Genomic DNA, 23,585 nt, shown 5'->3' on the forward strand with positions numbered 1-23,585 from the left:
CGGCAGGTTTGTCCCGTATCCCGGTCGGCCCCCAGGAATGGGCGGATTACCTGCTCGCGACGTACGGCAGCCCAGCCGACGGAGGCTCACCCCACGCTGGTCCGACCTGCATATATGCCCTTTTCTCCGCCGTTACTACGGGGACCCCGTCGTCCTAGCGTCCGGGTGTGGAGATGGCGGCGAGAAGCTCCGGGAGCCGGTCGATCTCGGCGGAATGCGCGAGCGACTCGGTGACGGAGATGAAGGACAGGAGCCGCAGCGGCCGACCGTCCTGGGCGGCTGCAAGAGCCTTGTGGTGTCCGTCGAGGAGGTAGTGGAACAAGCCCCAATGGTGGTGCGGTGAGTCCCAGTGCGCGGTGACGTCCAGTATCCCGAAGGCGACGGCGGTCGGTGTCACGTCGGGACTGCGGTAGCGGTCGACGACCGCGGGATCGGTGTCGGCCAGCGGCAGCATCGGTACGGCGAACTGGAACAGGTCGGCCTGCGCACCAGCCGGGCCGTCCCCGATGCGGTAGTAGGCAGTGTTCGGCTGCTCGTCGGGGGTCCCTTCGGGTTCGGGCGGCCACACCTCGTATCGGTCGTGGATGAAGTAGTCGCGCTCGGACCCGGGGTGCACCAGTTCGGGGGCCACGTCCATCAGGACGACCAGGTACTCCGAAGCCGGCAGCTGGGCGGCGAAGGTGTCGACGACCGGCGAGGCGAGGTCGGTGAGTCCGTCCGCGAGCTGCGCGCGCACCGCCGCAGCATCGGGGTGCAGGCTCGGCGCCTCGGGCCGCCGTTGCAGAACCAGTCCGCAGGTCCCGCAGACCGGCGACAACTCGAACGCAGGCACTCCGCCGACCGTGAGATAGCGCATGGGGAACGGCCCACCGGTGGTACCAAGGACCGACTGATCCGAACCCAGGGCGCGGCGATCGTGGGCGATTAGGCGACTCATGATCCTCAGTGTGCCGTGCCACTGTCGGTGTGTGCCGGGGCTCTGCGCGGTGGTGCCGATCGGCGGCACTGGGCGAGTGAGACGTGACGGTAGATCGACGGGGTCGCTGACTGTGCGCAGGGATACCGTCGCGCGGACTGCCGCTATTGTGTCCCCGGGCCTCGCCCATCGGCTCAAGTCGAATCAGTGGCCGCCGGCCGGCGTGGGCGTGCCAGGGCGATCCGTTGACCTGAAAACGCCTGCGCTCGATCGAGTTTGACGACCAAGCAGGAGATTGCACGACCCGGGGGGGAAATTGAGGCAGATCCTTTTTGCGGCCGGAATCGCACTGGCGGTGTCCATTCTGATGACGCCGCTGCTGATCAAGGCATTCTCACGGCAAGGATTCGGTCAGGAAATCAGGGTCGAGGGGCCGGCGAGTCATCAGTCCAAGCGCGGAACCCCGACGATGGGCGGGATCGCGATTCTGTGCGGACTGTGGGTCGGTTACCTGGGATCGCATCTGATCGGCATCGGATACGAGGCCGACGGTCCGTCGGCGTCGGGTCTGTTGGTGCTTGGTCTCACCACCGCTCTCGCCGGGGTCGGGTTCTTGGACGATTACATCAAGATTCGGAAGCAACGCAACCTTGGGTTGAAGGCGACCGGAAAGTACATCGGGCAGATTTCCGCGGCGGTGATCTTCGCGGTGCTCGCTCTGAAGTTCCGCGGCGGGAGCGGACTGACACCTGGCAGCACGGATCTGTCGTTCATCCGGGACACCGCGATCTCGATGGGGGCAATCGTTTTCGTCCTGTTCACCTGTCTCGTTGTCATCTCGTGGTCCAACGCGGTGAATCTGACCGATGGGCTGGACGGGCTTGCGGCCGGGTCGATGGGGCTGGCTCTCGGCGGCTACGTGATCATCACCTTCTGGCAGTTCCGCAACGCGTGTGAGACCGCTCCCGGTGCGGGCTGTTACGACGTGCGTGACCCGCTCGACCTGGCGCTGATCTGCGCCGCTGGTGCCGGTGCCTGCGTGGGATTCCTGTGGTGGAACGCCGCGCCGGCCAAGATCTTCATGGGCGATACCGGTTCGCTCGCACTCGGTGGGCTCCTGGCGGGCCTGTCCATCACCTCCAGGACGGAGCTGCTCGCGGTCGTTGTCGGCGCGCTGTTCGTCGTGGAGGCGGCATCAGTGCTGATTCAGGTTGCGGTTTTCCGCACTTCGCGGCGGCGGGTCTTCCGGATGGCGCCGTTGCACCACCACTTCGAGCTCAGCGGCTGGCCAGAAACGGTGGTGATCATCAGGTTCTGGCTGGTAGCGGCGATCGCAGTGGCGGTGGGCCTCGGGCTGTTCTACAACGAGTACCTCGCGGCAGTGGGCTGACGAGACCAGCATTGGAGACTTCCAGTTCGGCTGTATCCAGTGGCCGGCGCCTTTCGCGCTGTGGCCAGTGAGAGGCGGAAGTGGTCAGTCGGTCTGCGCGCCCTCAGCGGCACGGGCCTTCCTGCGGGCGTGGCGGGCGATCAGCACTTTCCGGTTCGCGTCTCCGCGGTAGATCTCGGTTTCCACTTCGTCGGCGATGGCCTGGTCGCGGCCTTCGAGCCGGTCGTTTTCGACGCGGAGCAGGAGCCTGTCAATCGCGATGCGTACGAGCTCTATTCGGGTGGTGCCGCGTTTCTTGGCCAGCTGGTCGAGCGCGTCGCGGAGTTCGTCTTCGAGGTAGATGTTCAGGGGGACGGTGAACGGTTCCCGTGGTGCCGCTCGGCGCTCGGCGAGCAATGCTCGGGTGACCACCGATTTGTTGGCGAGGAGGTTGCGCAAGGCCACCCGCACCAGGGCGCCGGTGCGCCGCTCACCCAGCGCGGATCCGATCGCCCGGACCATTTGGCCTGGTCCTTCGGTGAGTTTGACCGGGATCGGTCGTCCGATGGGCACCCGACCCATCCGTTTGCGTTCAGTCACCACCCGAGCCTCCCACGCCCCCGGTGCCGGCAGTCCAAACGGCCGGACGGCACGCGGGGGTCGGACAGACCGGCATACCGTCCTGGTGTGGGGATTCGGGGCCGGCTGCGGGCGAGGGAGCGTGAGCGGCGCCGAGCATGGTCGCAGCAGGTGCTCGAGGTTGCCACAACGATGATCGAGGCCGATGCGAACACCGATCTGGTCTCCGCCGTGGTGGACGACGATCCGGAGTTCGGCCGGATCGTTTACCGATCGCGATGGTGGCCCCGGGTCCTCAGCTACCCCAAACTTCCAGGCATCGCCAAACCACTCATTGCCGCTGCGATCTGACCCGCCACTGCGGCGCATTGCGGGCCACATCTGCTGAGATCAGCCGATGTCGACGCTGTTGTCCTGGTGGATCTCGGTGGTGTCGTAGCTCCCGTGCATGCCGTAGTCGCAGTGTGTGTCGATGCCGGATTCTGTGGCAATGTCTAGGTCGGGGAGCCCGCCGTCTCCAGGGCTGAGGGTGATACCGAGCCCGCCTCCGGCCTCGAATCCGGCGTCTGCGTAGGCGCTGCCGTCGGCGGATGTCATTGATACGTAGGTGGTCCCGGCGTCGATGTCGGCGGCTGCCTCGACGGAGTCGTAGCTGCCGTAGACGTAGGAGTCGGTGTCCGCGGCGATTCCGCCCTCGACTACCGCGCTGAGGCCTCCGGTGGGATCGAGGGAGATCTCGACGCCCGCGCTGGTTTGGAGGCTGCTTTGGGTGGAGATTCCGGCGTCGATCGACTGTGACGACACGGTCGTGGTGCCCGGCTGTCCGAGAAGGCCGCTCAGGTCGATGCTCAGCGGATCGAGGGGAGCGTTCATCAGATGCAGGTCCTTTCAATGAGGCCCGGCGAGCTGTTCTCACCTGGTCACTGAATGTTGGATGCGGCGTGACGGTCAAAGGTTCCCGGTGGCCTGCCCTGAATCCGGGGTGATGTGCGATGTGAGCCCGGCCGCCGCGAAGCATCGGCTGCTATCGCCGGGTGGGTGACGCAGCGTCGGGCTTACGACAGCGATGTGTCCAGCGGCGCGAGTATTTCGGCGAGTTGCTTTCGCGCGCGGTGGATTCGCGTCTTGACGGTGGCGACGCTGACCTGTTGGTGTTCGGCGATATCGGCGTAGGGCAGGTCGGCAAACTCGGCGAGGACGATCGCGACACGGAAGTCTTCGGGGAGCTGGTTGAGTGCGTGGTGAACCACATCGACGCGGGCGATGTGCTCGTCGAACGGGGCGCTGTCGTCGACCAGGTCTATGCCAGGACCGGCCTCATCGTCATCGGCGTCGTCGAGGGTGACGGTGTTCTTGTGCCGACGCACGAGTGCGAGGGCGGCGTTCGTGGCAATGCGGTGCAGCCAGGTGTTGAAGCGGGCGTCGCCACGGAACTTGTGCAGGTTCTGCCACGCGGCGATGAGGGTGTCCTGGAGGGCGTCTTCGGCGTCGTGGGTGTTGCCGGTGATCTGCAGGCACACGTGCCAGGCGTTGGTGCGATAGCGGCTGGTGAGTTCGGCGAATGCGCCGTGGTCACCGGTTCGGCACGCGGCCAGTAGTTCCGCGTCGTCCATGACCCCCCCAGTTTCTGATGTTGCTGGTGCAGGCCCCCATTGCTGCACCGAAGGCGAATCGTACCTGGCGGTCCCTGAACGACACCCGGAGGCGGGAAATCGCACGGTCAGTACAGGTCGCCACCGAAGTCGAGGTCGCCACCGGCCTCGAAGTCGCCCTCGTCGACGGTGAGGTCGACCGTGCCCGAGGTGTCGGGGTCATCGTCGATGCCGCCTAGATCGACGGATAGGTCGAGGTCCTCGGTGCTGTGATGGATGCTGTCGTCGGGTGCGTCCTCGACGTCGGCTCCATCCCTGTCGTTGTCGAGCAGGGGTCCGTCCACATCGTCGGAGAGGACGATCTCGTCGTCTTCGGGAACGAGGGGGATGTCGTCCATGTCCGGGACGAGGTCGGTGTCGACGGCTGGGGTGGTGGGGTCGAGTGCGATCGTCAGGGCACGCTCCCATACGTCGTCGGGCAGCGGCGGCATCGCGCCCGTCACTCCCAGCGTCGTGAAGGAGGGTTCATCCTGGTCCATCACTCACCTCGTTGTTTCTCGTGTACCGGCTCGCTGGCCGTGGGGTTCGGCGGATTGTCGAGGTCACGAACCGGCTGCCGTGACTATTGTGCCTGCTGTCACCGTCGCGACTATCCCAGGCGGATGATCGCCGATCGGTCGACCGGCACCGCCGCGGCGTTTGGCTGGTCGATGAGCCCGTCGTCGGGTGCGTCGGTGACGAGCATCTGGTGTCCGGAGTCGGCCCAGGCGTCCTCGAACTGCTCGATCGGGACTTCGAGTTGGTTGCCGGACGGCACACCGGGGTCGGAGAGGATCACCACCCCACGTTTGTCGTCGATGCCGGCGACGACGAGAACGTGATCGGCGGTGTCGTCCTCACCCCGCTCCTGGTCGGGGTGCCAGATTTCCCCGGAGTCGACCATCGCAATCACCCCGTATCCGTTGTCGAGGCGCTCGCGCAGATCGTCGAGCGAACCGTCGGTCAGCGTGGCCGGGACGCCCTGGTCCTCGAGCAGGGCTTCGATGTTCGGCAGGGACATCCCCTCGGCGGGATCGCCCATCAGCCCGAGCTCGACGGCACGGTCTACGAGCTGGCCTGGGTCGGTGATGCTCGCGCCGGTGTACTGGGCGACGACCTGGGCGACCGCGGACGGCCCACAGTACCCATCGACCTGCTGGTAGAACCAGTTCAACGTCCAGGCCACTGGGCTGCCATGAACGCCGTCGTCATCAATCCCGGGCGCCGTGGCGTCCACCGCGGGATCACCTGAGGTCGGCGGTTGCGGATCCGGGTCGGTCAGGTCCGGAATGTCGTCAAGCACCGTGTCCGACGCCTCACCGTCGTCCGACCGGATCGGTGACGGCTCCTCACTGATCTCGGACGAGGTCTCGGGTCCGGCCGCGATCGGCTCGTCGAGGTCTGCGGGTTCGTCGATCACCGCAGCGTGCTCGCCGCCGGACCAGGCGTCTGCGGCCAGGTCCTGGTCGAAGTCGTCCATCATCGGATCCTCCAGGGCTCGTGGGTGATTCGCGCTCGCCGGTACTGGTCGGCGTAGGTGTGCATGTCGCACGCTCCTCGCTATGAACGGGAAGCGTGCGACTGATCGTGCTGGGTTCAGGCGAGATCGCCGGGGGCCTCGTGGACAGCCGGAGGCTCGTAGGTATCCGCATCGGCCTGGGCGTGGTAGCTGTCGTCGGCGGGGATCAGCGACTCGTAAGTGCTGATGTCGCCGAGTCCGCCGGCATCAGCACCACCCGCGGTAAAGATCGATTCCTGGCTGCCGTCGTTGTCGGCATCGAGGCTGGACAGGTCGAAGCGTCCGTCGCCGTCAGTGTCGACGAGCGTCTCGTTGGTGATGGCGTCGGCGTCGGTGTCGAGCATCGCGGTATCGAAACGTCCGTTGCCGTCAGTGTCCACCAGGTAGACGTCCGGCTGTCCGTCCCCGTCGGTATCGAACCGGCTGTCGGTGATCTTGCCGTTTTCGATGACGTCCTGACGGGTGCGCAGTCCGGTGGCCTGATCCCCGTAGGTCACCAGGTCGACGGCGCCGTCATCGTCGCGATCCTCGGCGAGCCGGATGGTGCCGTCGGCGCGGGACGAGACCGCAGAGTCATAGGTGCCGTTGTGGTCGCTGTCCTGCTCGACGAGGGTGATGTTGCCATCCTGGTCGTAGTGGGTGATGGTGTCGACGCCGTCGACACGGGAGTGGGTGATGTCGACCGTCCCGTCGCGGTCGACGTCGCGGGGCGAGTAGTAGTCGACGGTGCCGGTGACGCCGATGGCGGGGTTCGCTTCGGAGACACCTCCAGACATGGAGGAGGCCGGCGCAGTAGTGGTCGGATCGGTGATCGGCTCGCTCGGATCGGCGCTGTAGGTGGCCGAATCGGGATCACCGATCACGTCGGAATCTGCCGGCGCAGTCTCCGGAGCAGAGGTGTCGGTCGGCTCGGGGATGTCGTTGGAGCCGATGCTCTCGAGGTCCTCGATCGTCGCGTCGATCTCATCGAGCGCGTCCCCGACCGAGACGGTGGAGTCGCTGTCCGTCGGCGCGGTGTCACTGGTGGCGTCGAGTCCGGTACCTGCGCTGATGCTGTCGATCTCATCACGCGTCGCCTCGCCCATGGCCTCGATCCGCTCAGGGACGGTGAGGCTCGGGTCGTTGGCGATGTCATCGAGCTTTTCCTCGAACTCGGTGCGATCGCCGTCGGTGCTGGTCTGGCTGGGGTTGGTCATCGTCTCGTCCTCGCTCGTTGCTGGTCGGCATCGCTTTGTTGGTAGTTGGATGCGGCGAGCGGCAGGAAAGGTTCCCGCGAGTTCGAGAATGTTTCCGTGGGCGACTGAATTTCGCGGAAACTCCAGCTCATGCCGGGTGCTGAGAGTCATCGTGGTCGCGATCGGACGCCCTCGGTGACGATGTCGCAAGGGGCGCAAGGGGACCGAGGTGGGCTGGCTGGCACAAGAAAGGGCCGCCGACCCCTGTGTGGGTTCGGCGGCCCTTCGGATCTGCGCACCGCCGCGGCCGGAGTCGGCCCGGGGGTGCGCGGAGTCCCTCTAGTTGATCAGTCCGGCACGGGTCAGGAAGGTCTTGGCGCCGTCGAGGCCTTGGAGGCTAGAGGCAGATGCCATCACACCGGTGGAGCTATTGGCGTAGCTGAGGGAGTAGCTATTCTCCGAGATCGGGCCGTCGATGTGGGCGGCGGCGGTGCGAGAGGTGTTCTCGACGAGCTCGTTGTCGTCGACAGCGGTGTTGTTTTGGAATCCCTGTCGGAGCCCGATGACCGTCTTTTTCGCCTCGCGGGTGTCGACCGAGACGATGACCGACGCGAAGTCGCCCGTGAAGGTGCCGGCCGACAGTGTGCTGCCCTTCTTGATCGGGCACTGCAGTTTCATGCCACCGTTCTCGGTTTCCCCAATGGTCTTGCAGGCGTCGAGTTCGCTGCGCAGTGCCGGTGGAAGCGCCGCGACCACGGCGTCCTTCGTTGTCGGCGGTGCTGTTGTACCGTTTCCACCGGACGATGCCACGTCACCGGCGTCCTGCCCGGCCGCGGGGTTGTGGGCCGCGGCTGCGGTGGTGTCAGGTGGGGTGTCGTCGCCGCCGTTGTTGAGCGTGAGGACGCCGACAGCGGCGCCGACGGCGAGGACGACGACGGATGCGGCCGCGATCAGCCCCCACTTCTTCTTGCTTGCCGCGCCGTTGTCAGCAGTGGCGGCCGGCTGCCATCCGCCGCGCGACGGGTCCGGGATGCCACTCTGCAGCAGAGGCCACGACTGCCCGGCGGGCGCGTTCGGGTGGATCGGTGCGGCTTCGTGCGGGGTGGGTGATGCCGGGAACGGCTGAGTGGGCCCGGTGTGAGGTGCTGACACCCGATGCGGCGCAGCGACAGGTGCCGGGGTGGAGGTGGCGCCGAGGCCGCGCACGATCGGTGCCGCGGCGGCGAGGGCGCCTTGGGCGACGACGGTTTTGGGGTCATCGAGGGTGGCGATCGGGCCGAGTTCGGCGAGCCGCTCGTGCACGAGCGGGATCCGGGAGGAGCCGCCGGTCAGATACAGGGCCTCAAGCTGGCCGGGGTCGGTGATGTGGGCGTCCAGCAGTGTCGCCCGGGTGAGAGTGACGGCCTTGTCCAGAGTGGGGGTGATCAGTTCCTCGAACTCCTCGCGGGTGATCTGGAACTTCTCGGTGCGCCCATCGCCAGTGACGGTGATCGTCGCCGACGGCGCCTCCGACAGCAGTTCCTTCGCGCGGCGGATGGAGTCGTCGAGCGCGTAGCGCACGTCCATCGTGGCCCGCGTGCGCAGGAATCCGAGCAGATCCGGGTCACGGACGTCGAGTTGCTGGTCGACCCACCGCCGCAGGTAGGCGTCGAGGTTCTTGCCGCCGAGCCCGTTGTCCCCGCGGGCGGCGACGATGTCGAAGGTGCCTGCCTCGTTCGCTTCGAGGACTGCGATGTCGAGGGTGCCACCACCGAAATCGAACACCGCGATCTTCGTTCCGGGGGCGAGGGTGTTCGCCCGCGTGTAGTAATGCGCCGCGGCTCGGGGTTCGGAGACGGTGGTGATCTTTGAAGCGTCGAGGCCGAGCTTCGCGGCGGCGTCGAGCAGCACCTGAATCTCTCGCGGCGACCATGCCTCCGGATGGGTCAGGACCAGCTCCGCCGGCGCCTTGCCTCCGTGGGCGCCGGTCGCCCGCGCCATCACCGAGTCGAGCACCGCTGCCACCGGCACCGCCGCCGGAAGATCGTAGCCGTTGACGGTGACCATGCCCTGGGCGATGAGTCGCTTCGGGGACGGCATGTAGGCGGCGGGATTCGACTCTGCCCGGTCGGCGGCAACGTCCCCGACCTCGATACGGTCCGGGGACTCGACGAACACCGCCGACGACATCGTGGTGCGGTTGTGGCTCAGCTGCAGCGACTCGACCGACCCCGACACCGGGCCGGTGTGCGCGGCGGCGGTGTTAGAGGTGCCGAAGTCGATGCCGAGCACCCACTCACGCGCGGACATCAGTGCCTCCAGTCAGCGTGACAGCGCGAAATCCCTGGTAGGGGAGGGCTAGTGGGGGTGGGCATGCACGGCACTGGCGCATTGTTCTTCGGTCCTTCCACAGTGACGCGAACACGAAATTCAAAGGGGTCGACCAGTTGGATGCACCGAACCGGCGAAAGGTTCCCGCCCTGGCCCGTCTGGTGCACCCCTCGATGGGTCGAGCCCGGACGGACACCTGATCTCGGGGTGAACCGGCCGCGGTCTCGCGTACCCGCTGAATCTGCTCGTTGGTCCACTTCGGTGGGCGGGCCGTTCGGCGGGGTCGATCGACAACACCAGGCAGCGGTGCATGAGGTCCCCCTGTGGATCCGGCCAAAGTGTCGTTCAGCGGGTGAACAGGCCGTAGGTGCGGATGAGGACGACCAGGGCGGCGTCCTCGGCCGCGGTCATCGTGGACAGGGCCTGGGTGTGTGCCCAGGCGAGTTTCTGCTGCGCCTGGGCGCGGATCTGTTCGGCGGCGCTGTCCGGGGGGAGCCCGAGTTTACCGGTGGCGGTGGGGTGTTCGACCAGGCGTCGCAGTTCCTCGGTGACCGGGGAGGCCGGGTCGGCGTCGAGCATCGCCTCGAGGTGCTCGAACAGCACCACGGTGTGCATAGCCGGGTCCGAGCGCAGTTGGTCGACGACGCCGCGGATCTGATCACGCGCCGGATGCGTGTAGGCGAGCTGCTCGAGTTCACCGATGATGCGGCGGGCGCGGTGAACACCGGCGAAGGTGCCCAGGTGATGGGCGAGGACGCCGCGCAGAGCCGACACTCCAGACTGTGCGACGAGCCACTCGTTCAGCGCCGCAGCACCTCGGGCGGCGACGGTGCGGCCGTGGATCATCCCGTACTCACCGAGGAGATCGACCAGCCTGCCACGCACCTCGGGTGGCACTGGCGCCTGATCATCGGAGTCGAGCAGGTCGAGCAGATCAAACGCCCCGATCCCAGACAGTGCCGCCAGCGCGCGGGCATCGTTCTCGGTCAGGGCACCGGTGTGGGAGGTTTCGGCGAGCAGACCGGCGATCGGCATCACCGTCATGACCATGCCGCGCAGTTGGACAGCGAGTTTGGCCGCGTGCGCGGCGGCGTGCTCGAGCGGATTGCGTGCCCCGAGCGCACCCTCACCGAACCCGTCGGCCCGCGAGAGCACCCCGAGCGTCGTCAGCGGGGTGAACCCGAGCTGGGCCAGGAACGCCATCTCGTCGGCCCGCGGAGTCGAGTCGAACAAAAACACCGCGGCGTCGGCGTCGACGGATGCCGTCCGGGTCTGCTCGAACCCGTCGATCAGCACCCGGCGGGTGCGGTTCTCGTTCTCCGAGGTCAGCGTCGCCAGCCCGGGGGTGTCGACGAGGGTGTAGTCGCGGATCGCCGCCGACGGCAGCCACCGGTGCAGATACGCAACCTGTTCCGGCGGAACCGGTAGGGCAGTGACCTGACCGCGGACGGTATCGACCGGGCGGCGGGTGCCGTCGAGCAGGACCATGTCGGCCCGCGACGGTGCCCCGTCCTGGTAGACGGCGACGACATTGGTGGCCTCGAGAGCCGCGGTCTCGGCGACCGGCGCCCCGATCAACGCGTTCACCAGCGTGGACTTGCCGGCCTTGAGGCGGCCGACGATCACGATCCGCGGCGGCGACCACAAGATCGCGCCGATGCGGTTGGCCTGAGAGGCCAAGTCCGGGCCGAGCGCGGCCAGCCCATGCAGGGCCCGATCGAGGCCCGCTCGGACCGGATCGAACGGCGGTGCGGTCGGCGTGGTCATCGAACGCCCCCGGCGGCAGTGGTGAGCTCGCCGATCAGGGCTTCGGCGCGGGTGATGTTGCCCGTGACCACCTTCAGGTTGCCCTCGAGGCGCGTGAGCTTCTTCTCCCGAGTCGCCTTGTCGGCGCGGGCGATCTCCTCGGCGTCCTTGATCTGTTTCTGCATGTGCTCGATCGAAGTCTTGAGGTGGTCACGGTAGCGGATGACAATCTCCGGCCGCGCCAGCGCGAGAGCCGAGTCGAGGCCGCGGGCGGTGGTGGTCTTGGTGGTGCCGATCGTCTCTCGCATCCACGAGAGCAGGTTCGTCTTGCCCGCCCGCATCGCCTTGAACCCGAGGTTGAACCCGACCCAGGCGACACCGACGACAGCACCGACCCCGACGAGAGCGGACACACCGATCAGCCCACCAAGCATCGACGAGCCCATCACCCCCATCGTGATCACCGACGGGTCCAGCAACCCTTGGCGTTTGCCGACAACCTGGTGAGTTTCCACCTTGCGGTCCGCCAGCGTCGTCAGGACCTGCTCAGCGATCTCATTCCACACCACCTCGGAGTCGAAGCGGGGAGCGACGATCTTCTCGTGAAGCTGTTCGAGGAAGACGGTGATCGCGCCGGCCATCGCCGCCTGAAAGTCGCGCTCCATCTCGGCGGTGAAGTGCTGCGGGTTTTTGCGCAGCACGGCCATCCCGTTCTTGTTGACCGCGGTGGTCCACTTCTCCCGGACCTGATCGAGGCTGCGGTCGAGCTCATCAGTGGCGTTCTGCCGAATCAGCGTCAGATCACGCTGGAGGTGCAACTCCCACTGCTGAGAGTGGTCCTTAAGCGACTGCAGTTCCTCAAGTTGCGCGGTCAGATCCGGAATGACCTGCTCACTGTTGGTGATCGCAGCGACCTGCGTGGTCATGTCGGCAGCCAGGGTGCGCAGCCCCTCAACGGCGGTACGCAGACCGTTGGCGGCCGGAAGGTCCTCGGCCACCACAAGAGTGGCGCGAATCCATGCCCGCAGGCCCTCGATCCCGGACCTCTCCTCGGCGATGTCTCGGCCGGGACCGGGCGGCATCTCCGCCGCCGCGACCGCCCGCAGGCTCGACACCCCCAGCACCGGCACGTCACGACCGAGATGCTCACGCAGCAGCGCCCGGTTTTCCTCGACAATCGGTTTCCAACGGCGCACGTTCTTGTCGGTCTTGGTGACCACCACGATCAACGCTTCGACCGCGGAACCGGTCTCGCGGATGAACGCCATCTCCGGGGCCGTGATCGGTGTGCTGGCATCGCACACGATCACCAGCACACACGCCTGCGACGCCGACGCCGACGCCAGCGCGGCGTAGGAGGGGTCCAGACCCCCAACACCGGGGGTGTCGAGCACCGTCACGTCCCCGAGGCGACTGTCGGCCACCGGAACGATCGCACGGGTCGGCAACGCATCGATACGGGTGTCGGTGACATGGACGCCCTCGCAGGACACCCAGTCGGCGAGTTCAGCGTGGGGGATCTGCTCAGCGCGATCGGGGAACAGCAACTGCGCGGTGCCGCCAGGCTGCTCGGCGGTGGCCTGACCCAGCGCGATCGTCGTCGACGTGGTCACATCCACCCCGACCGGGGAGGCGTCACGCCACCCGACCAGCGCATTGACCAGGGAACTCTTGCCGCGCTTAACCTCACCGACCACCACAACCGAGCGCGTCTGCCCGGCCCCCGAGGCACGCTGCTCGGCCAGGTCGCTCAGCGCGTCATAGCCGAAGGGACGCAGGATCTTCCCGGTGATCGAAGCCAACAGCGCGTCCGCGCGATGGGCCGGGGACATCTCGGAGTTCGGCTGTGCTGCGGTGTCCACGATCCCCTCCCCGGTGTCCGCGCCGGGCGGCCACCGGTGCGGGTCAGACACTAACGCGACCCACCACCCGGTGCGGCGCGCAGGTCACACCCACCCCACTCACACGGCGTGAGGCAGGTCACTTCTCATCGGGGCGGGAACCTTCCGGCGCACTACGCGCATCCAACCTGATGACATCACCCGCCTCGACGAGCAGAACGACCACCCTGCGGGGACAACGAAAGGAACCTCACGTGCGAACGACGACATGGATGCCGCGGGCCGCGGCCGTGCTCTGCGCGGGAGTGCTGCTGGCCGGCTGCAGCAACACCACCGACGACCAGCCGACCGCCAAGTCCGGTGGCGATGCCGTCACCACGGCGGTAGACCCCGCCGCCCTCGACACCGGCAGCTACCCAACCAGCGCAGCCCCCGAGTTCGGGCGGGCCACCAAGGACGACATCATCGAGGTCGAAGGCCAGCGCCTAGCCGAGTTCACCGTCGTCCCCTTCGAGGTCGACCCCGAGCTCACCATGTCGAAGATGCCGACCATGGTCATGCGCAGCGGCAAAAACCTCGGCGCCATCATCTCTGGCGCCGCCGGCGACATCGCCTCCAACTACAAGATGCTCTACGGCTACGCCTCGACCGCCGCGACCAACACCCCCAACGTCACCGACCCCTCACGGTCGATCGTCCATGCCGTGATGCGGTTCAACAATCCCGAGGATGCCGCCGCGGCGGCCCGCGAGATCCACACCAACCTCACCACCGTCGACTCCGGAAGTGGCATCGGCACCCCACAGACAATCGGGATCCTCCCCAACACACTCGTCTCGACATCCGAGCACTCGTTCAATGCGGGCCCCGAGGTGTCCGTCAACGCCTTCACCCCGCATGGCGACTACCTGATCTACACCTGGGCCAGCGCCCCGGCCGCGCAGAAGGATTGGACAGCCAAGGCCGTGTCGAAAGCGCTGGACCTGCAGGGCCCGATGATCGACAAGTTCCCCGCCCAGCCCACGAAAGAGCAGAACGGCGGCAAATCCGCCGACTTCCCCGTGATCGACCAGGACAAGGTCCTCATCTACGCGATCCCCGAACAAGACGCCCAGGCCAAACTCGGCGACGACATGGCCGCCTACGGCCCCCGCGGCATGTCGCATCGCTCGACGAACCCGCCACTGACCTACCGGGTGCTCACTGAAACGGGATCTGACCACAACGCCGTCGCCAAGACCACCGTCTACCGTGCCAAGGACGACGCCGGCGCCAAGCGGATCGTCGACGAGTTCGTCAACGACCTCACTTCCCAGGGCTTCGCCACTGCACCCTCCCCGCAGAGACTGCCGAACGCCACCTGCGTCACCAAGGACACCACCCAGGGCAGCGTGGACTACTGCATGGTCGCCAACGGTCGCTACGTCGGAGAAGCCTCCGGTCTCGACAACAAGAAGGACGTCGACCAGCAGATCTCCGCGCAATACCTGATCCTCGAGAAAGCCGACCAGAACGCCTGATCGTCAGTCAGATCTCAGCGCTCGCATTCCCTCAACCGTCACCTGTGGCCCCCGCACCCTGCGGGGGCCACAGGCGTTTACGCGGAGATCGGTACCAGCGACCGGACGGGAACCTTTTCGCCATTCGCAGCATCCAACAAAGGACCGAACGAAGACGAAATCCACACAGCTCCAAGGAGACTCGATGTACCCGAACTCGACGCCCACCTATGCCCACTCCAACGTCAATGCCCCCGACTACGCCGCCACCCCGCCGCTGCCCGAGTCGAACACCGGTTGGGCGGCTGCCGCACTCATCTTCTTCTGGCCCCTCGCGTTCGCCGCGTTCAACCACTCCTCCCGCGTCTACCCGCTGTGGGCGGTCGGCGACCATGCAGGAGCACGGCATGCATCTGCTCAAGCCAAGAGGCTTGGAAAGATCGCGCTCCTGATCTGGGCTGTGCTCACGGTGCTGATCGTGCTGTTTTACGTTGTCGTTGTGGCCGTTGCCGTATCCGCAGCGTCGACGTACTGACACCCGTCGAAGGCCGCATCGTCTGCACCCCGTGATGGCTTCCGATAGCAGAACTCGCCCGTCGGGCAACGACCTCTCCAAGTCAGAGGAAATGGGATGCTCAGTCGCCCAGGGGGGGTCGACCCAACCGGCGCAGGTCGTCTGCGACTTGTTCCAGCGACTCGAGAACACGACACGCTTCGGGGTCGGCGTACACGCGGCCAAGCAGATCGGGATTGTCCGGATACAGCCCGGCGTGCAGGTCCGCTAGGAACTCCACCGGCCACGGCGGGCCGTCCGGCGGTTCACCGACCATGAAGTCTTCCGATTCTGGCGTCACCCAACCATTTTGTCGGATCACCCTCGTACAACCCAATATCGCCGATTGGGGCAGCCTTTGCAGGCGGCTCCGGGCGCGGGTCCCCGGCGATGGGTGGGATCAGGGAACGCGCCGTTGATGAGGTCGAGCAGTTCGGCCGCGCCGTAGGCGTTGGGCCAAACTGGAAGTACGCGGAGCGCGACGACTTGAGCGGGTAGTCGAGCAACTCCTGATTCGCGCTAACAGTTGATCAGGATGCGATCAGTGAGAACGGCAATCGACGCGAGTAACTGATCCGGCGGCAAGGCCAGGTCCACCGAGTGACAGCTGATAGTGATGTTGGCGCCGACTACCTTCACGGATGTCGGCGTCGCGGTGCCCTGGGCGTACACCAAATGCCCGTGGGAGAGTCCCAGCGCCGTGCAATACGCCACAAGCTGGTACACGTCTGCATTCGGGACCCCGTTGCGTTGGATCTTGTACTTTGCGTCGATGACTGTCTCCGGTCGTCCCTCGGCGTCGTACCAGGTCAGGTCCGGTTCGATTGTGACAGTGCGCTTTTGATCGAGGAACCGCCGAGGTTCGGGTCGTCGCGGACGGGCGCCGCGCCCACCGTTCTTGGCAATCTGCTCACCGAGAGCGGTCATCAGGAAGTCCTCGTACACCGACCACATGTCGACGACGAAACCTGACACTGTCACGTCACCAATGCGCTGTTCGACTGATTGGTTCGCGAGCACTAGGTCGGCGAGCTGAAGCGCCCAGTGGTAGCGGGCATTCAAACGGGTGGGGATCCACCGGGACTCAGTGCCTGGTATCGGCGGGGTTATCTCGGCGAGGGTGCGACGCACCCCAAGCAGTTTGGTTCGTGTTCGATGCGGGATCCGTGGCATCCGAAGCAGCGTCAGGGTCGCAGCGAGCAACAATTGATTCTCGGCGATGTCCGGGCTGTACTCGTCGTACCGCACTTCGAGAGGCAAGGCGATGCCGAACCGCCGACTCAATTGCTCTCCGGCGCGGAGCCGGCCGCGCAGGACCGCGCTGGATTCCTCGACGGTGCAATAGCCTCGGAGGAGCCCAGTCTCCATGGCACGTTCAGCGGCGCGGGTGAACGCTTCCGCTAAGGCTGGTACGAGCTCTGCCTGACTGTCGAGGGCCACGGTCTGGGTTGTCCAGAAGCTCGGATCATTGACGTAGCCCATCAGCCAAAGAAGTCGGTTGATGGGAACCTTTGGCTCCACCAGCACCTGCAGATCCCCTACGGAGACGGCACCAATCTTTTTGGCCGCTGTAAGCGCAAACCGGCCCGGGATAATGGTCGGAGTGATGGTGACCAATTCGCTTGCCGCGAGCGCTGAGGCCTGGGTTGGAGTCAGGTCAACTTCAGGGCGGCACTGCTCACAAGTCCCCCGGACGTGGCGGCAGGCGGGGAACTCACGGAGCGTCAGCGCCGTCAGGGGACTCACCCCCTGGCACGATTTTCTCCAGCACCGCGAGGCCATAGGTCGCTTCGATATCCACGGCGGTGTCGCCGAAGTGGTATTCCTCGAGCAACGGCAGGATTGAGGTCTCCCACACCTGGCTCAGCCCGCCGGTGCTGTGCACGGCAGGGCGCATGAAGTACGACGGGCCGATCAGGAAGTTGGGGTCGGGGATGCGGGCATTGAGCGCATCGTGGAGGTCGGCGACCTTGGTCGGGTAGTTGCGGGTCTCGAGCCAGCGCCGCAGCATCTTGTTCGTCGGTTCGAGGGCCGGGTGCAACGGAAGGAACGAGAAGCGGCGACGCATCGCGGCGTCGACGAGAGCGATGGATCGGTCTGCGGTGTTCATCGTGCCGATCATCAGTAGGTTCCGGGGCAGCGTGAACGGCTCGGTGTCCTTGGACGAGTACATCAGGTCGATCGCCTCGTCGCGGTACTCGAGTAGGAAGTACAGCTCACCGAAGATCTTGGCTAGGTTGCCTCGGTTGATCTCGTCGATAACCAGCGCGAATACCTGATCCGGGTTGCTGCGGGCCTGCTCGACGAGGACGCGTAGCGGGCCGGGCTTGAGCTCGAACCCGACCTGGCCGTTGCCCTGGGACAGTGGGCGGAAACCCTCGAAGAAGTCCTCGTAGCTATAGGCCGGGTGGAACTGCACAATCTTCACATTGTCCGGGCCGGCGAGATGCCGAGCCAACGCCTTTGCAACGTAGGTCTTTCCAGTGCCGGGAGGCCCGTAGAAGATCAGCTGCGGGCGGTCCCTAAGCAGGTTGACGCACTTGGCCAACCAGTCCAGATCGACGTGCAGTTGGTCGGCAAGTTCTTGGCTTGGATCGGGCAGGTCGGCATCGAGCAGTGGCGCCTCTATGTCGTCGACAGCAATGTCGAGATCGGGGTCGATGTCCTCGTTTTTGGCGGGTTTGGCTGGCCGCCACATCGACACCCACGGGTCTCGGTAGTAGTCGATGGGTCCGTTCTGCTCCGCCTCGAAGGCGATGTTGATGTCGTTGAGGTCGACGTCAACGTCCGCGGTTGCCGCCCGGTCAAGATACGACGCGAAGGTATCTCGGATGAGCTTGCGGTCCTTACTGTTCACGAGAGGTAGGAAGAACCTAGGAAACGCCAGGTAACGAAGCGCCGCGCGCTGGGCAGGCTCGTTCGGTTTTTCAACCTCCGCCAACGCGGCTCGGAATTCGAGTGGATCCTCAGCGATCTTGATGCGCCGTTCGTCGGGCAGGGTGTGCAGATGCAGGCCGAAGAAGATGAGGAGCCACATCTGTGACCAGCGACGCACGCCAAATGCGGTGCCTCCGTTGAATGCTCCGATCTTTGCAGCCTGAGCGATATCGTCGGGAACCGTCACTGGGTTGGCCATCATGTCGAGCACCTGCTCGACATGGTTGACCTTCGTCTTGCCGAGGTAACTCGATAACGGGAGCACGTTGATCAAGAGCAGTTCAGCGAACAGCTGGATTGCACCGTCAGAGGCGCCTTCAAACTGGACACGGAGCTTCTCGAAGAAGCTCTTGTCCGAGCTCATGTAGGGGCGGTCGATGTATATGCGCTTGAGTTCGGCGAAATTGGCAGGACTCCACACGGCGGTCCCGGGGGTGAGCACCGAGTCTCCAGCTAGATATCCGTCGACGATCAGGCGCCGACCAATCGCTTCGAGCTTGTCGAGACCGTCGAGGCCCTTCGTGGTGTACTCAGCACTCATAGGTGCACTTCTACCGGGTGGATCCGACGGACGTGTTGGCAGGGCTGATTACCAGGCCTGTACAAGTCTGCTCCTCCGGTCGCACGGTCTGTGGACGTTATCGCTGTGCGGAACCGGTGTCCGATCAGACCTCAATGGGATCAATAGCAATCGGGGCGCGGAGCGATGCTCACCGCAGCGCACACGCGAGGTTGTGGCGGACGGAGTCTGGGAGTTGCGTGGTGATGAATTGGTTGAGCTGATCGGGATCTGGTTCGACGCGCGGGGCCTCGAGCTTCTCCTCCCAGGTGTCGTAGTCCCCGGGGTCACCGGCGACGATAACGCCGATGTCCTGTTGACGCGCCGCGGCAACGACATTGTCGATCTGCGCTGACGCGGCGATCGGATCAGGGACGTGTAGGAGCACATACGCGTGGGTGGCGGCATTGCGGTGCGACCGTGCCTCGTAAACAGCCTGCGAGCTGATCGAATCGGCCGCCTTGACTTCGAAGGTGGTCAGGTTCAGCCACTTCCCGGGCACATACGGATATGCCCTGATCTCCACGCAGGCGATGTCCGGCCGACTCCACGGGCCGCCGGTCAGACGACTTCCTTGCATGGCGGTCACAACAACGCCGAGCGGCGCGGAGCCCAGGTCGCGGGCGCGGTCACCCCGAATGACGGCGGCCATCGGCTCGTACAGGTCGCTCTCCCGGACCACAGGTGCAAGGGCGGGGCCGATCGCCGGGGGTGCCTGTTCGTCGACTTCGGCGCGCCGCAGGGTGCCTCCACGGCCCCGCCCGTGAAACAGTTGCCCGCCCGCCACGAGCTGGTTCTTGATGGGCCAGTACTCTTCCTCGCTGCAACCGAGGTGCGCACGGACCGCCCGATTGGTAACGGTGCTGCCATCTGCGGGGACGAACGAGTAGAGCCGCTCGGCGAGGTCTGCGGCCGTGCTCGCCGCGCACTCGCTCATTGCTGTCCGATCAGGCCGCGGGTGAACCGGGCCGAGTGCGTGATCTCGCCCATGAACTGTTCCCATCGTTCGTCGTTCGTGCTGTGGAAGAACCCGCGGCACAGAGCTGTGCCGGCGTGCTGGACGAGCTCGGTGGCGCAGACCGTCTGCATTCGGCGCACGTCCGCGGTGTGCCGATGCAAGGCGAGCTTGGATCGCTCCTCGGATGTCAGGTCCGGCCGGGTCAGGATCGAGACTGGTACATCGCAGCGAGCCAAGGCAGCGCCGGCGCCGATCGCGTCGAGGAGTTCCACCCACTCATCGGTGGCGTCACCGACGTCGTCCAAGGTCCAATGACCGGTCTCAGCCGGCCTCGGGGCCTTCAACTCGGTCAGGCGCGGGTGGGCCTTGACCACGACCCCAACAGCCTCGGCCCAAATCGGGAGAGCTTGCCAGCATGCAGCGGCCGCCTGTGCCTGCGCGAGGTGAGTGTCGATCAGGGGGAACTCGGTCAGTGCCCACAGTCGCGCCAGCGCATCGGTTCCCTGCTCGAGTACCGCCCACTCGGCCTCGATGTGCCCGAGCTCGTGGAGGTCCGCAGCGGCGCGTACGGACCGGAAGACCTGCTCGGCCCGAGTGGCGATGACGGACAGGAAGAATCCCTCGCTCATGGGCCACTGTTGCGGATCCCGCGCTCCCGTGTCAGTGGCAGCAATAGCGTGCGCGACGTGTGGGTCGAGCCGCGCACACAGGGTGTCGCTGAATGCCGCCATCACGTTTGCTTGCGCCGCGATGTCGTCGACGCAATCGATCTCGTTGCGGCCGAGGTGATCCGCCAGGAGCCAGGAGCAGCCGAGGGTGTCGGGCGTCGGCCTGCCCTGCGCCCTCATCACGCCGCCGCCCGGTTGGTGTGCAGCCTCGAGCACACTGCAAGGTCTTCCTCGCCGAGGTAGTGGCACCAGGGCTTGAGGTCATGGGGCCAGAACCCACGTTGGCCATCCCACCGGGCGAGGACTGCCTGCGCTCCTGGGGCGGTGAACGCTTGCCGGAACGCCGGCTCGTGATCGTGATCGGCACCGAACAGCACCACTGCATCGAACCGCCCCGATGCCTGCGCGTTGATCAGGTCCAGCGCGATCGCGGTGTCGACACCCTTCTCCTCGTACTTGCCGAGTTCGGCGACGAACTTGCTGGTCCGAGCTCGGACGTGGACGCGGGAATCGCGCTCCCATCGCAGGATCCGCAGAGATTCCCGCTGAAACCGCGCCGGGTGAAATTGGGGATTCGCAATTCCCATGTGCACAGTCACCTCGGATACCTGCACGTCGCGATTGAACTTCGCGCCTATTGCATCTGCGAGGCGACCGAAATCCAAATCGATCAATGACGACGAAAGGCCATGCGGCAGAACAGATTCCGTACCATTGATGCAGTTGTACCCGTCGATGACGACCTTGATGCTTCCCTTCATGGCAGAACTCTCCCCTCAATTGAATTTCTCTGAAATAGTTAATTCGAGAACCTGCGAGCTAGCGCCGAATGGTCGATCCTGCTCGCTCAATCGGCGTCCGCTGAGGAAACGCTACGACATCGGGTGGCGAAATGCAACGCGTTTCGAGAACTTTCTTCAGGCGCACGGTGTTAGGGCTCATCATTAGCCCTGACCTGCAGCGATGGTTTATTTGCGAAATGAGTCTATTTACTTAAATGAAAATCTGGTTGCTCTTTTGTCGGCGCCTCTTAATGGCAATAAGTTTTGAGTCATAACTATGGATGGATTGATGGAACGTGACAATGGGAAGCGCGTTGGCAGTCGGAAAACTCTCCGCCATGCTGGGTTGCCGTGGGCAACAACCCAGGACCAGCGCCCGGACCTGGCGCTAACCCACGCCGTAGGCCGGAGCGGGCGCCGAGGGTGATCCGTCCGTCAGCCCACGTGGTCGGCGGTCAGCGGGAGCGCATGCCTGAGCGCTGTCGGATCCGCGGCCAGAGGCTGGGTCTCAGGTAACCAGGCCAGCTCGGAAGGCGGTGAGTGCTGCCTCCACGCGGTTGCGGGTGCCGAGTTTGGTGAAGACCGAGGAGATGTGGGTCTTGACGGTGGTTTCGCTGAGGAACAGGGCGGCGGCGATGTCGGCGTTCGACGCGCCGGTGGCCAGGGCCTGCAGGACGTCGCGTTCCCGCTCGCTGAGCGTTCCCAGATTGACCGGCGCAGCGGCCGGCACTGAGGGCTGTGGTGTTCCGATGACGATGCGCCGCAGGGAGTCCTGGCTGAACAGGGTGTTGCCGGCGGCTACGGCCCGGACGGACTGGTGGAAGGTTTCGGGGGCTTCGTCCTTGGAGAGGAAGCTGTGGGCTCCGGCTGTGACTGCCTGGATGACGAGGTCGTCGACGTCCATGGCGGTCATCGCGATCACTCGCGGTGGGTCGGGGAGGGTCATGAGGTGGCGGGTGGCCTGGAGGCCTCCGATGCGCCGCATTTTCAGGTCCATCAGCACCACTCGGGGGCGGTGGGCGGCGACGGCGGCGGGGACCTGGTCGCCGTCGTCGACGCCGGCGACAACGGTGATGTCCGCGGCGGCGGCGAAGATGTCGGCCACTCCGCGGCGGACGAAGGGGTCGTCGTCGGCGATGAGCACGGTGATGACGTCGGCAGCAGTCATGGTGCCGTCAGGGTATTACCCAGCGCCGCGGCCTGATCGAGGGACTGGACGATCAGGGGCGGATTCCGTTCAGGCGTACCAGGGGAGCCAGCAGTCGACGACGAACTCGGTGCCGAGCACGCCGGCGTTGAAGGTGCCACCGACGTCGCGGGTCTGTTCGGAGAGTCCGCGCAGGCCCGCCCCGGACCCGGGCGGCACGGTCGGAGGTTGAGCGGACAGGGTGTTGCGGATGTCAATGCGGATGCCGACCTCGGAGGCGCCGCTGATCGCGATGCGGATGGTCTGGTCGCTCGCGTACTTCTGGGCGTTGGTGAGCGATTCCTGCACCACGCGGTAGGTGACGTGACCGGACACGGTTCCGACGTCGCCGGGCCGCAGGTCGGTGAACAGGGTGGCGTGCAGGCCGGCGGCACGCGCTGATTGCACGAGCTCGGCGATACTGTCGATGCCCTGGTGGCCGCTCGGCCGGGCGCTCGCGGCCGCGGATCCGCGGAGCACCCCGACGATGTGTTTGAGGTCGTCGAGCGCGTCGTGGGCGGTGGAGCGGATCATCGAGGCGGTGTTGGCGACCTTCTCAGGGTTGTCGGCGCCGTTGACCTGGAGGGCGCCGGCGAACAATGAGATGCGGCTGAGGCTCGCGGCGAGGGTGTCGTGCATGTCCCGGGCGATGCGGGTGCGTTCCTCGGTCCGGATCACCTCGTCGCGCATCACGTAGGTCTGCTCGTTCGCGACGTCGCGGCTGTGCTCGGCTTGAGCCAATTCGGTCCGGGTGTGTTTGAGCATCGCGGAGCCGACCACGATCGCGACGAGCATCGCGGCGACGAACCATGGAATCCATAGTGCGATATCCCATTCCGGCTTGGGTGCGCCCTTCTCCGGCCGGGTGGCGGCCATGGTGAGAACCGAGTTGTCGCGGGTGCGGTGCGCGTCGTAGGTCAGGGAGGCGCCGCATGCCAGGAACACTGCAAGGGTCGCGGCGGCCAGGCGCTCGCCGCGCTCGGTCTTCGCGATTGCGTAGAGCACGATCAGCGCGGCCGTGGCGTCGGTGGAGAAGAACAGTGGGCCCGCAACGGCGAGCGCGAGGACGAGCCAGGGGCGTTCATGGCGCCACACCAACGCGGCTGCCGCACCGAGGTTCAGCAGCAACCCGAGGCCGAGGTTGAGGTCGTGGACGTTCCCCGAGTCCGAGGACAGTCCGAGGGTCATCAGGGTGCAGAACACGCTGAGCGTCACCGCGCCCGTTGTCCAGGCGCGGCGACGGATGATCTCGGCGTTCGCGGTCACCGCATGGAGGCTACGCAACGACCGCACGGCTCCGGCAGGACCCGAAAGGTGGAGATTCGAGACGAGGTCCGTCCGAAAGGACGACCTACTC

Annotated in this window: 22 protein-coding genes; 4 read left to right on the plus strand and 18 right to left on the minus strand. The window is 65.7% G+C overall.

The window, feature by feature from the left end:
• Positions 1 to 154: 154 nt before the first annotated feature.
• The gene (locus ABIC28_RS08010; protein ID WP_354578286.1) at positions 155 to 937 is read right to left on the minus strand and encodes a hypothetical protein; all 783 of its coding nucleotides are present in this window, start codon (positions 935 to 937) and stop codon (positions 155 to 157) included.
• A 295-nt stretch (positions 938 to 1,232) separates the two neighbouring features.
• Here ABIC28_RS08010 and mraY point away from each other — a divergent pair, with 295 nt between their 5' ends.
• Positions 1,233 to 2,306 carry a phospho-N-acetylmuramoyl-pentapeptide-transferase gene (gene mraY / locus ABIC28_RS08015; protein ID WP_354578288.1) on the plus strand — a complete coding sequence of 358 codons (1,074 nt, stop codon included), beginning with the start codon at positions 1,233 to 1,235 and terminating at the stop codon, positions 2,304 to 2,306.
• An 84-nt stretch (positions 2,307 to 2,390) separates the two neighbouring features.
• Here mraY and ABIC28_RS08020 read toward each other — a convergent pair whose 3' ends face one another.
• Complete coding sequence (locus ABIC28_RS08020) at positions 2,391 to 2,807, minus strand: ribbon-helix-helix domain-containing protein (RefSeq protein WP_354578290.1); 417 nt, start codon at positions 2,805 to 2,807, stop codon at positions 2,391 to 2,393.
• Between the two features lie 165 nt (positions 2,808 to 2,972).
• On the opposite strand from ABIC28_RS08020, the gene ABIC28_RS08025 reads away from it, so the two are divergent.
• Positions 2,973 to 3,215 carry a hypothetical protein gene (locus tag ABIC28_RS08025; RefSeq protein ID WP_354578292.1) on the plus strand — a complete coding sequence of 81 codons (243 nt, stop codon included), beginning with the start codon at positions 2,973 to 2,975 and terminating at the stop codon, positions 3,213 to 3,215.
• Between the two features lie 39 nt (positions 3,216 to 3,254).
• On the opposite strand, the gene ABIC28_RS08030 is transcribed toward ABIC28_RS08025, so the two are convergent.
• From ABIC28_RS08030 to ABIC28_RS08065, 8 genes are all read right to left on the minus strand, one after another.
• The gene (locus tag ABIC28_RS08030; RefSeq protein ID WP_354578294.1) at positions 3,255 to 3,737 is read right to left on the minus strand and encodes a hypothetical protein; all 483 of its coding nucleotides are present in this window, start codon (positions 3,735 to 3,737) and stop codon (positions 3,255 to 3,257) included.
• A gap of 182 nt (positions 3,738 to 3,919) precedes the next feature.
• Positions 3,920 to 4,477 (minus strand): RNA polymerase sigma factor, encoded by a 558-nt coding sequence (locus ABIC28_RS08035; protein ID WP_354578296.1) that lies wholly within the window; start codon positions 4,475 to 4,477, stop codon positions 3,920 to 3,922.
• A gap of 107 nt (positions 4,478 to 4,584) precedes the next feature.
• On the minus strand, positions 4,585 to 4,995 hold the full coding sequence (locus tag ABIC28_RS08040; RefSeq protein WP_354578298.1) for a hypothetical protein: 411 nt from the start codon (positions 4,993 to 4,995) through the stop codon (positions 4,585 to 4,587).
• A gap of 110 nt (positions 4,996 to 5,105) precedes the next feature.
• Positions 5,106 to 5,978, minus strand: coding sequence for a C39 family peptidase (locus ABIC28_RS08045; protein ID WP_354578300.1), 873 nt, complete (start codon positions 5,976 to 5,978; stop codon positions 5,106 to 5,108).
• A gap of 113 nt (positions 5,979 to 6,091) precedes the next feature.
• Complete coding sequence (locus ABIC28_RS08050) at positions 6,092 to 7,210, minus strand: hypothetical protein (protein WP_354578302.1); 1,119 nt, start codon at positions 7,208 to 7,210, stop codon at positions 6,092 to 6,094.
• Between the two features lie 318 nt (positions 7,211 to 7,528).
• The gene (locus tag ABIC28_RS08055; RefSeq protein ID WP_354578304.1) at positions 7,529 to 9,478 is read right to left on the minus strand and encodes an Hsp70 family protein; all 1,950 of its coding nucleotides are present in this window, start codon (positions 9,476 to 9,478) and stop codon (positions 7,529 to 7,531) included.
• Between the two features lie 366 nt (positions 9,479 to 9,844).
• Positions 9,845 to 11,266: a GTPase gene (locus tag ABIC28_RS08060; protein WP_354578306.1), complete on the minus strand. Its 1,422-nt coding sequence runs from the start codon at positions 11,264 to 11,266 to the stop codon at positions 9,845 to 9,847.
• Positions 11,263 to 13,107, minus strand: coding sequence for a dynamin family protein (locus tag ABIC28_RS08065; RefSeq protein WP_354578308.1), 1,845 nt, complete (start codon positions 13,105 to 13,107; stop codon positions 11,263 to 11,265). The genes ABIC28_RS08060 and ABIC28_RS08065 overlap by 4 nt, the downstream gene beginning before the upstream one ends.
• 233 nt (positions 13,108 to 13,340) lie before the next feature.
• Between ABIC28_RS08065 and ABIC28_RS08070 the strand changes: the two genes are divergently transcribed.
• Positions 13,341 to 14,606, plus strand: coding sequence for a DUF7373 family lipoprotein (locus ABIC28_RS08070; RefSeq protein WP_354578310.1), 1,266 nt, complete (start codon positions 13,341 to 13,343; stop codon positions 14,604 to 14,606).
• A 184-nt stretch (positions 14,607 to 14,790) separates the two neighbouring features.
• On the plus strand, positions 14,791 to 15,120 hold the full coding sequence (locus ABIC28_RS08075) for a CD225/dispanin family protein (RefSeq protein ID WP_354578312.1): 330 nt from the start codon (positions 14,791 to 14,793) through the stop codon (positions 15,118 to 15,120).
• A gap of 100 nt (positions 15,121 to 15,220) precedes the next feature.
• On the opposite strand, the gene ABIC28_RS08080 is transcribed toward ABIC28_RS08075, so the two are convergent.
• The 8 genes from ABIC28_RS08080 to ABIC28_RS08115 form a co-directional block, all read right to left on the minus strand.
• Positions 15,221 to 15,439, minus strand: a complete 219-nt coding sequence (locus tag ABIC28_RS08080) for an RsmA family anti-sigma factor (protein ID WP_354578314.1) — start codon at positions 15,437 to 15,439, stop codon at positions 15,221 to 15,223.
• Between the two features lie 218 nt (positions 15,440 to 15,657).
• The gene (locus ABIC28_RS08085; protein ID WP_354578316.1) at positions 15,658 to 16,755 is read right to left on the minus strand and encodes an McrC family protein; all 1,098 of its coding nucleotides are present in this window, start codon (positions 16,753 to 16,755) and stop codon (positions 15,658 to 15,660) included.
• A gap of 97 nt (positions 16,756 to 16,852) precedes the next feature.
• Positions 16,853 to 18,616, minus strand: a complete 1,764-nt coding sequence (locus tag ABIC28_RS08090; RefSeq protein WP_354578318.1) for an McrB family protein — start codon at positions 18,614 to 18,616, stop codon at positions 16,853 to 16,855.
• A gap of 169 nt (positions 18,617 to 18,785) precedes the next feature.
• Positions 18,786 to 19,571 (minus strand): hypothetical protein, encoded by a 786-nt coding sequence (locus tag ABIC28_RS08095; RefSeq protein WP_354578320.1) that lies wholly within the window; start codon positions 19,569 to 19,571, stop codon positions 18,786 to 18,788.
• Positions 19,568 to 20,476, minus strand: coding sequence for a hypothetical protein (locus ABIC28_RS08100; RefSeq protein WP_354578322.1), 909 nt, complete (start codon positions 20,474 to 20,476; stop codon positions 19,568 to 19,570). Before ABIC28_RS08100 ends, ABIC28_RS08095 begins: the two co-directional genes overlap by 4 nt.
• On the minus strand, positions 20,440 to 21,021 hold the full coding sequence (locus ABIC28_RS08105; protein WP_354578324.1) for a hypothetical protein: 582 nt from the start codon (positions 21,019 to 21,021) through the stop codon (positions 20,440 to 20,442). The genes ABIC28_RS08100 and ABIC28_RS08105 overlap by 37 nt, the downstream gene beginning before the upstream one ends.
• Before the next feature lie 529 nt (positions 21,022 to 21,550).
• Positions 21,551 to 22,210 (minus strand): response regulator, encoded by a 660-nt coding sequence (locus tag ABIC28_RS08110; protein WP_354578326.1) that lies wholly within the window; start codon positions 22,208 to 22,210, stop codon positions 21,551 to 21,553.
• A gap of 69 nt (positions 22,211 to 22,279) precedes the next feature.
• Positions 22,280 to 23,494, minus strand: coding sequence for a sensor histidine kinase (locus tag ABIC28_RS08115; protein WP_502944997.1), 1,215 nt, complete (start codon positions 23,492 to 23,494; stop codon positions 22,280 to 22,282).
• Positions 23,495 to 23,585 lie beyond the last annotated feature (91 nt).

Source organism: Rhodococcus sp. PvR044 (genome assembly GCF_040548995.1).
In the GTDB taxonomy this organism is placed as follows: Bacteria; Actinomycetota; Actinomycetes; order Mycobacteriales; family Mycobacteriaceae; genus Rhodococcus_G; species Rhodococcus_G oryzae.

Excerpts from the sequence above, each read along its gene's own strand:
- ABIC28_RS08010 (WP_354578286.1), bottom strand. The coding sequence starts at position 937 with ATGAGTCGCCTAATCGCCCACGATCGCCGCGCCCTGGGTTCGGATCAG.
- ABIC28_RS08020 (WP_354578290.1), bottom strand. The coding sequence starts at position 2,807 with ATGGTCCGGGCGATCGGATCCGCGCTGGGTGAGCGGCGCACCGGCGCC.
- ABIC28_RS08030 (WP_354578294.1), bottom strand. The coding sequence starts at position 3,737 with ATGAACGCTCCCCTCGATCCGCTGAGCATCGACCTGAGCGGCCTTCTC.
- ABIC28_RS08035 (WP_354578296.1), bottom strand. The coding sequence starts at position 4,477 with ATGGACGACGCGGAACTACTGGCCGCGTGCCGAACCGGTGACCACGGC.
- ABIC28_RS08040 (WP_354578298.1), bottom strand. The coding sequence starts at position 4,995 with ATGGACCAGGATGAACCCTCCTTCACGACGCTGGGAGTGACGGGCGCG.
- ABIC28_RS08045 (WP_354578300.1), bottom strand. The coding sequence starts at position 5,978 with ATGATGGACGACTTCGACCAGGACCTGGCCGCAGACGCCTGGTCCGGC.
- ABIC28_RS08050 (WP_354578302.1), bottom strand. The coding sequence starts at position 7,210 with ATGACCAACCCCAGCCAGACCAGCACCGACGGCGATCGCACCGAGTTC.
- ABIC28_RS08055 (WP_354578304.1), bottom strand. The coding sequence starts at position 9,478 with ATGTCCGCGCGTGAGTGGGTGCTCGGCATCGACTTCGGCACCTCTAAC.
- ABIC28_RS08060 (WP_354578306.1), bottom strand. The coding sequence starts at position 11,266 with ATGACCACGCCGACCGCACCGCCGTTCGATCCGGTCCGAGCGGGCCTC.
- ABIC28_RS08075 (WP_354578312.1), top strand. The coding sequence starts at position 14,791 with ATGTACCCGAACTCGACGCCCACCTATGCCCACTCCAACGTCAATGCC.
- ABIC28_RS08090 (WP_354578318.1), bottom strand. The coding sequence starts at position 18,616 with ATGAGTGCTGAGTACACCACGAAGGGCCTCGACGGTCTCGACAAGCTC.
- ABIC28_RS08095 (WP_354578320.1), bottom strand. The coding sequence starts at position 19,571 with ATGAGCGAGTGCGCGGCGAGCACGGCCGCAGACCTCGCCGAGCGGCTC.
- ABIC28_RS08105 (WP_354578324.1), bottom strand. The coding sequence starts at position 21,021 with ATGAAGGGAAGCATCAAGGTCGTCATCGACGGGTACAACTGCATCAAT.
- ABIC28_RS08110 (WP_354578326.1), bottom strand. The coding sequence starts at position 22,210 with ATGACTGCTGCCGACGTCATCACCGTGCTCATCGCCGACGACGACCCC.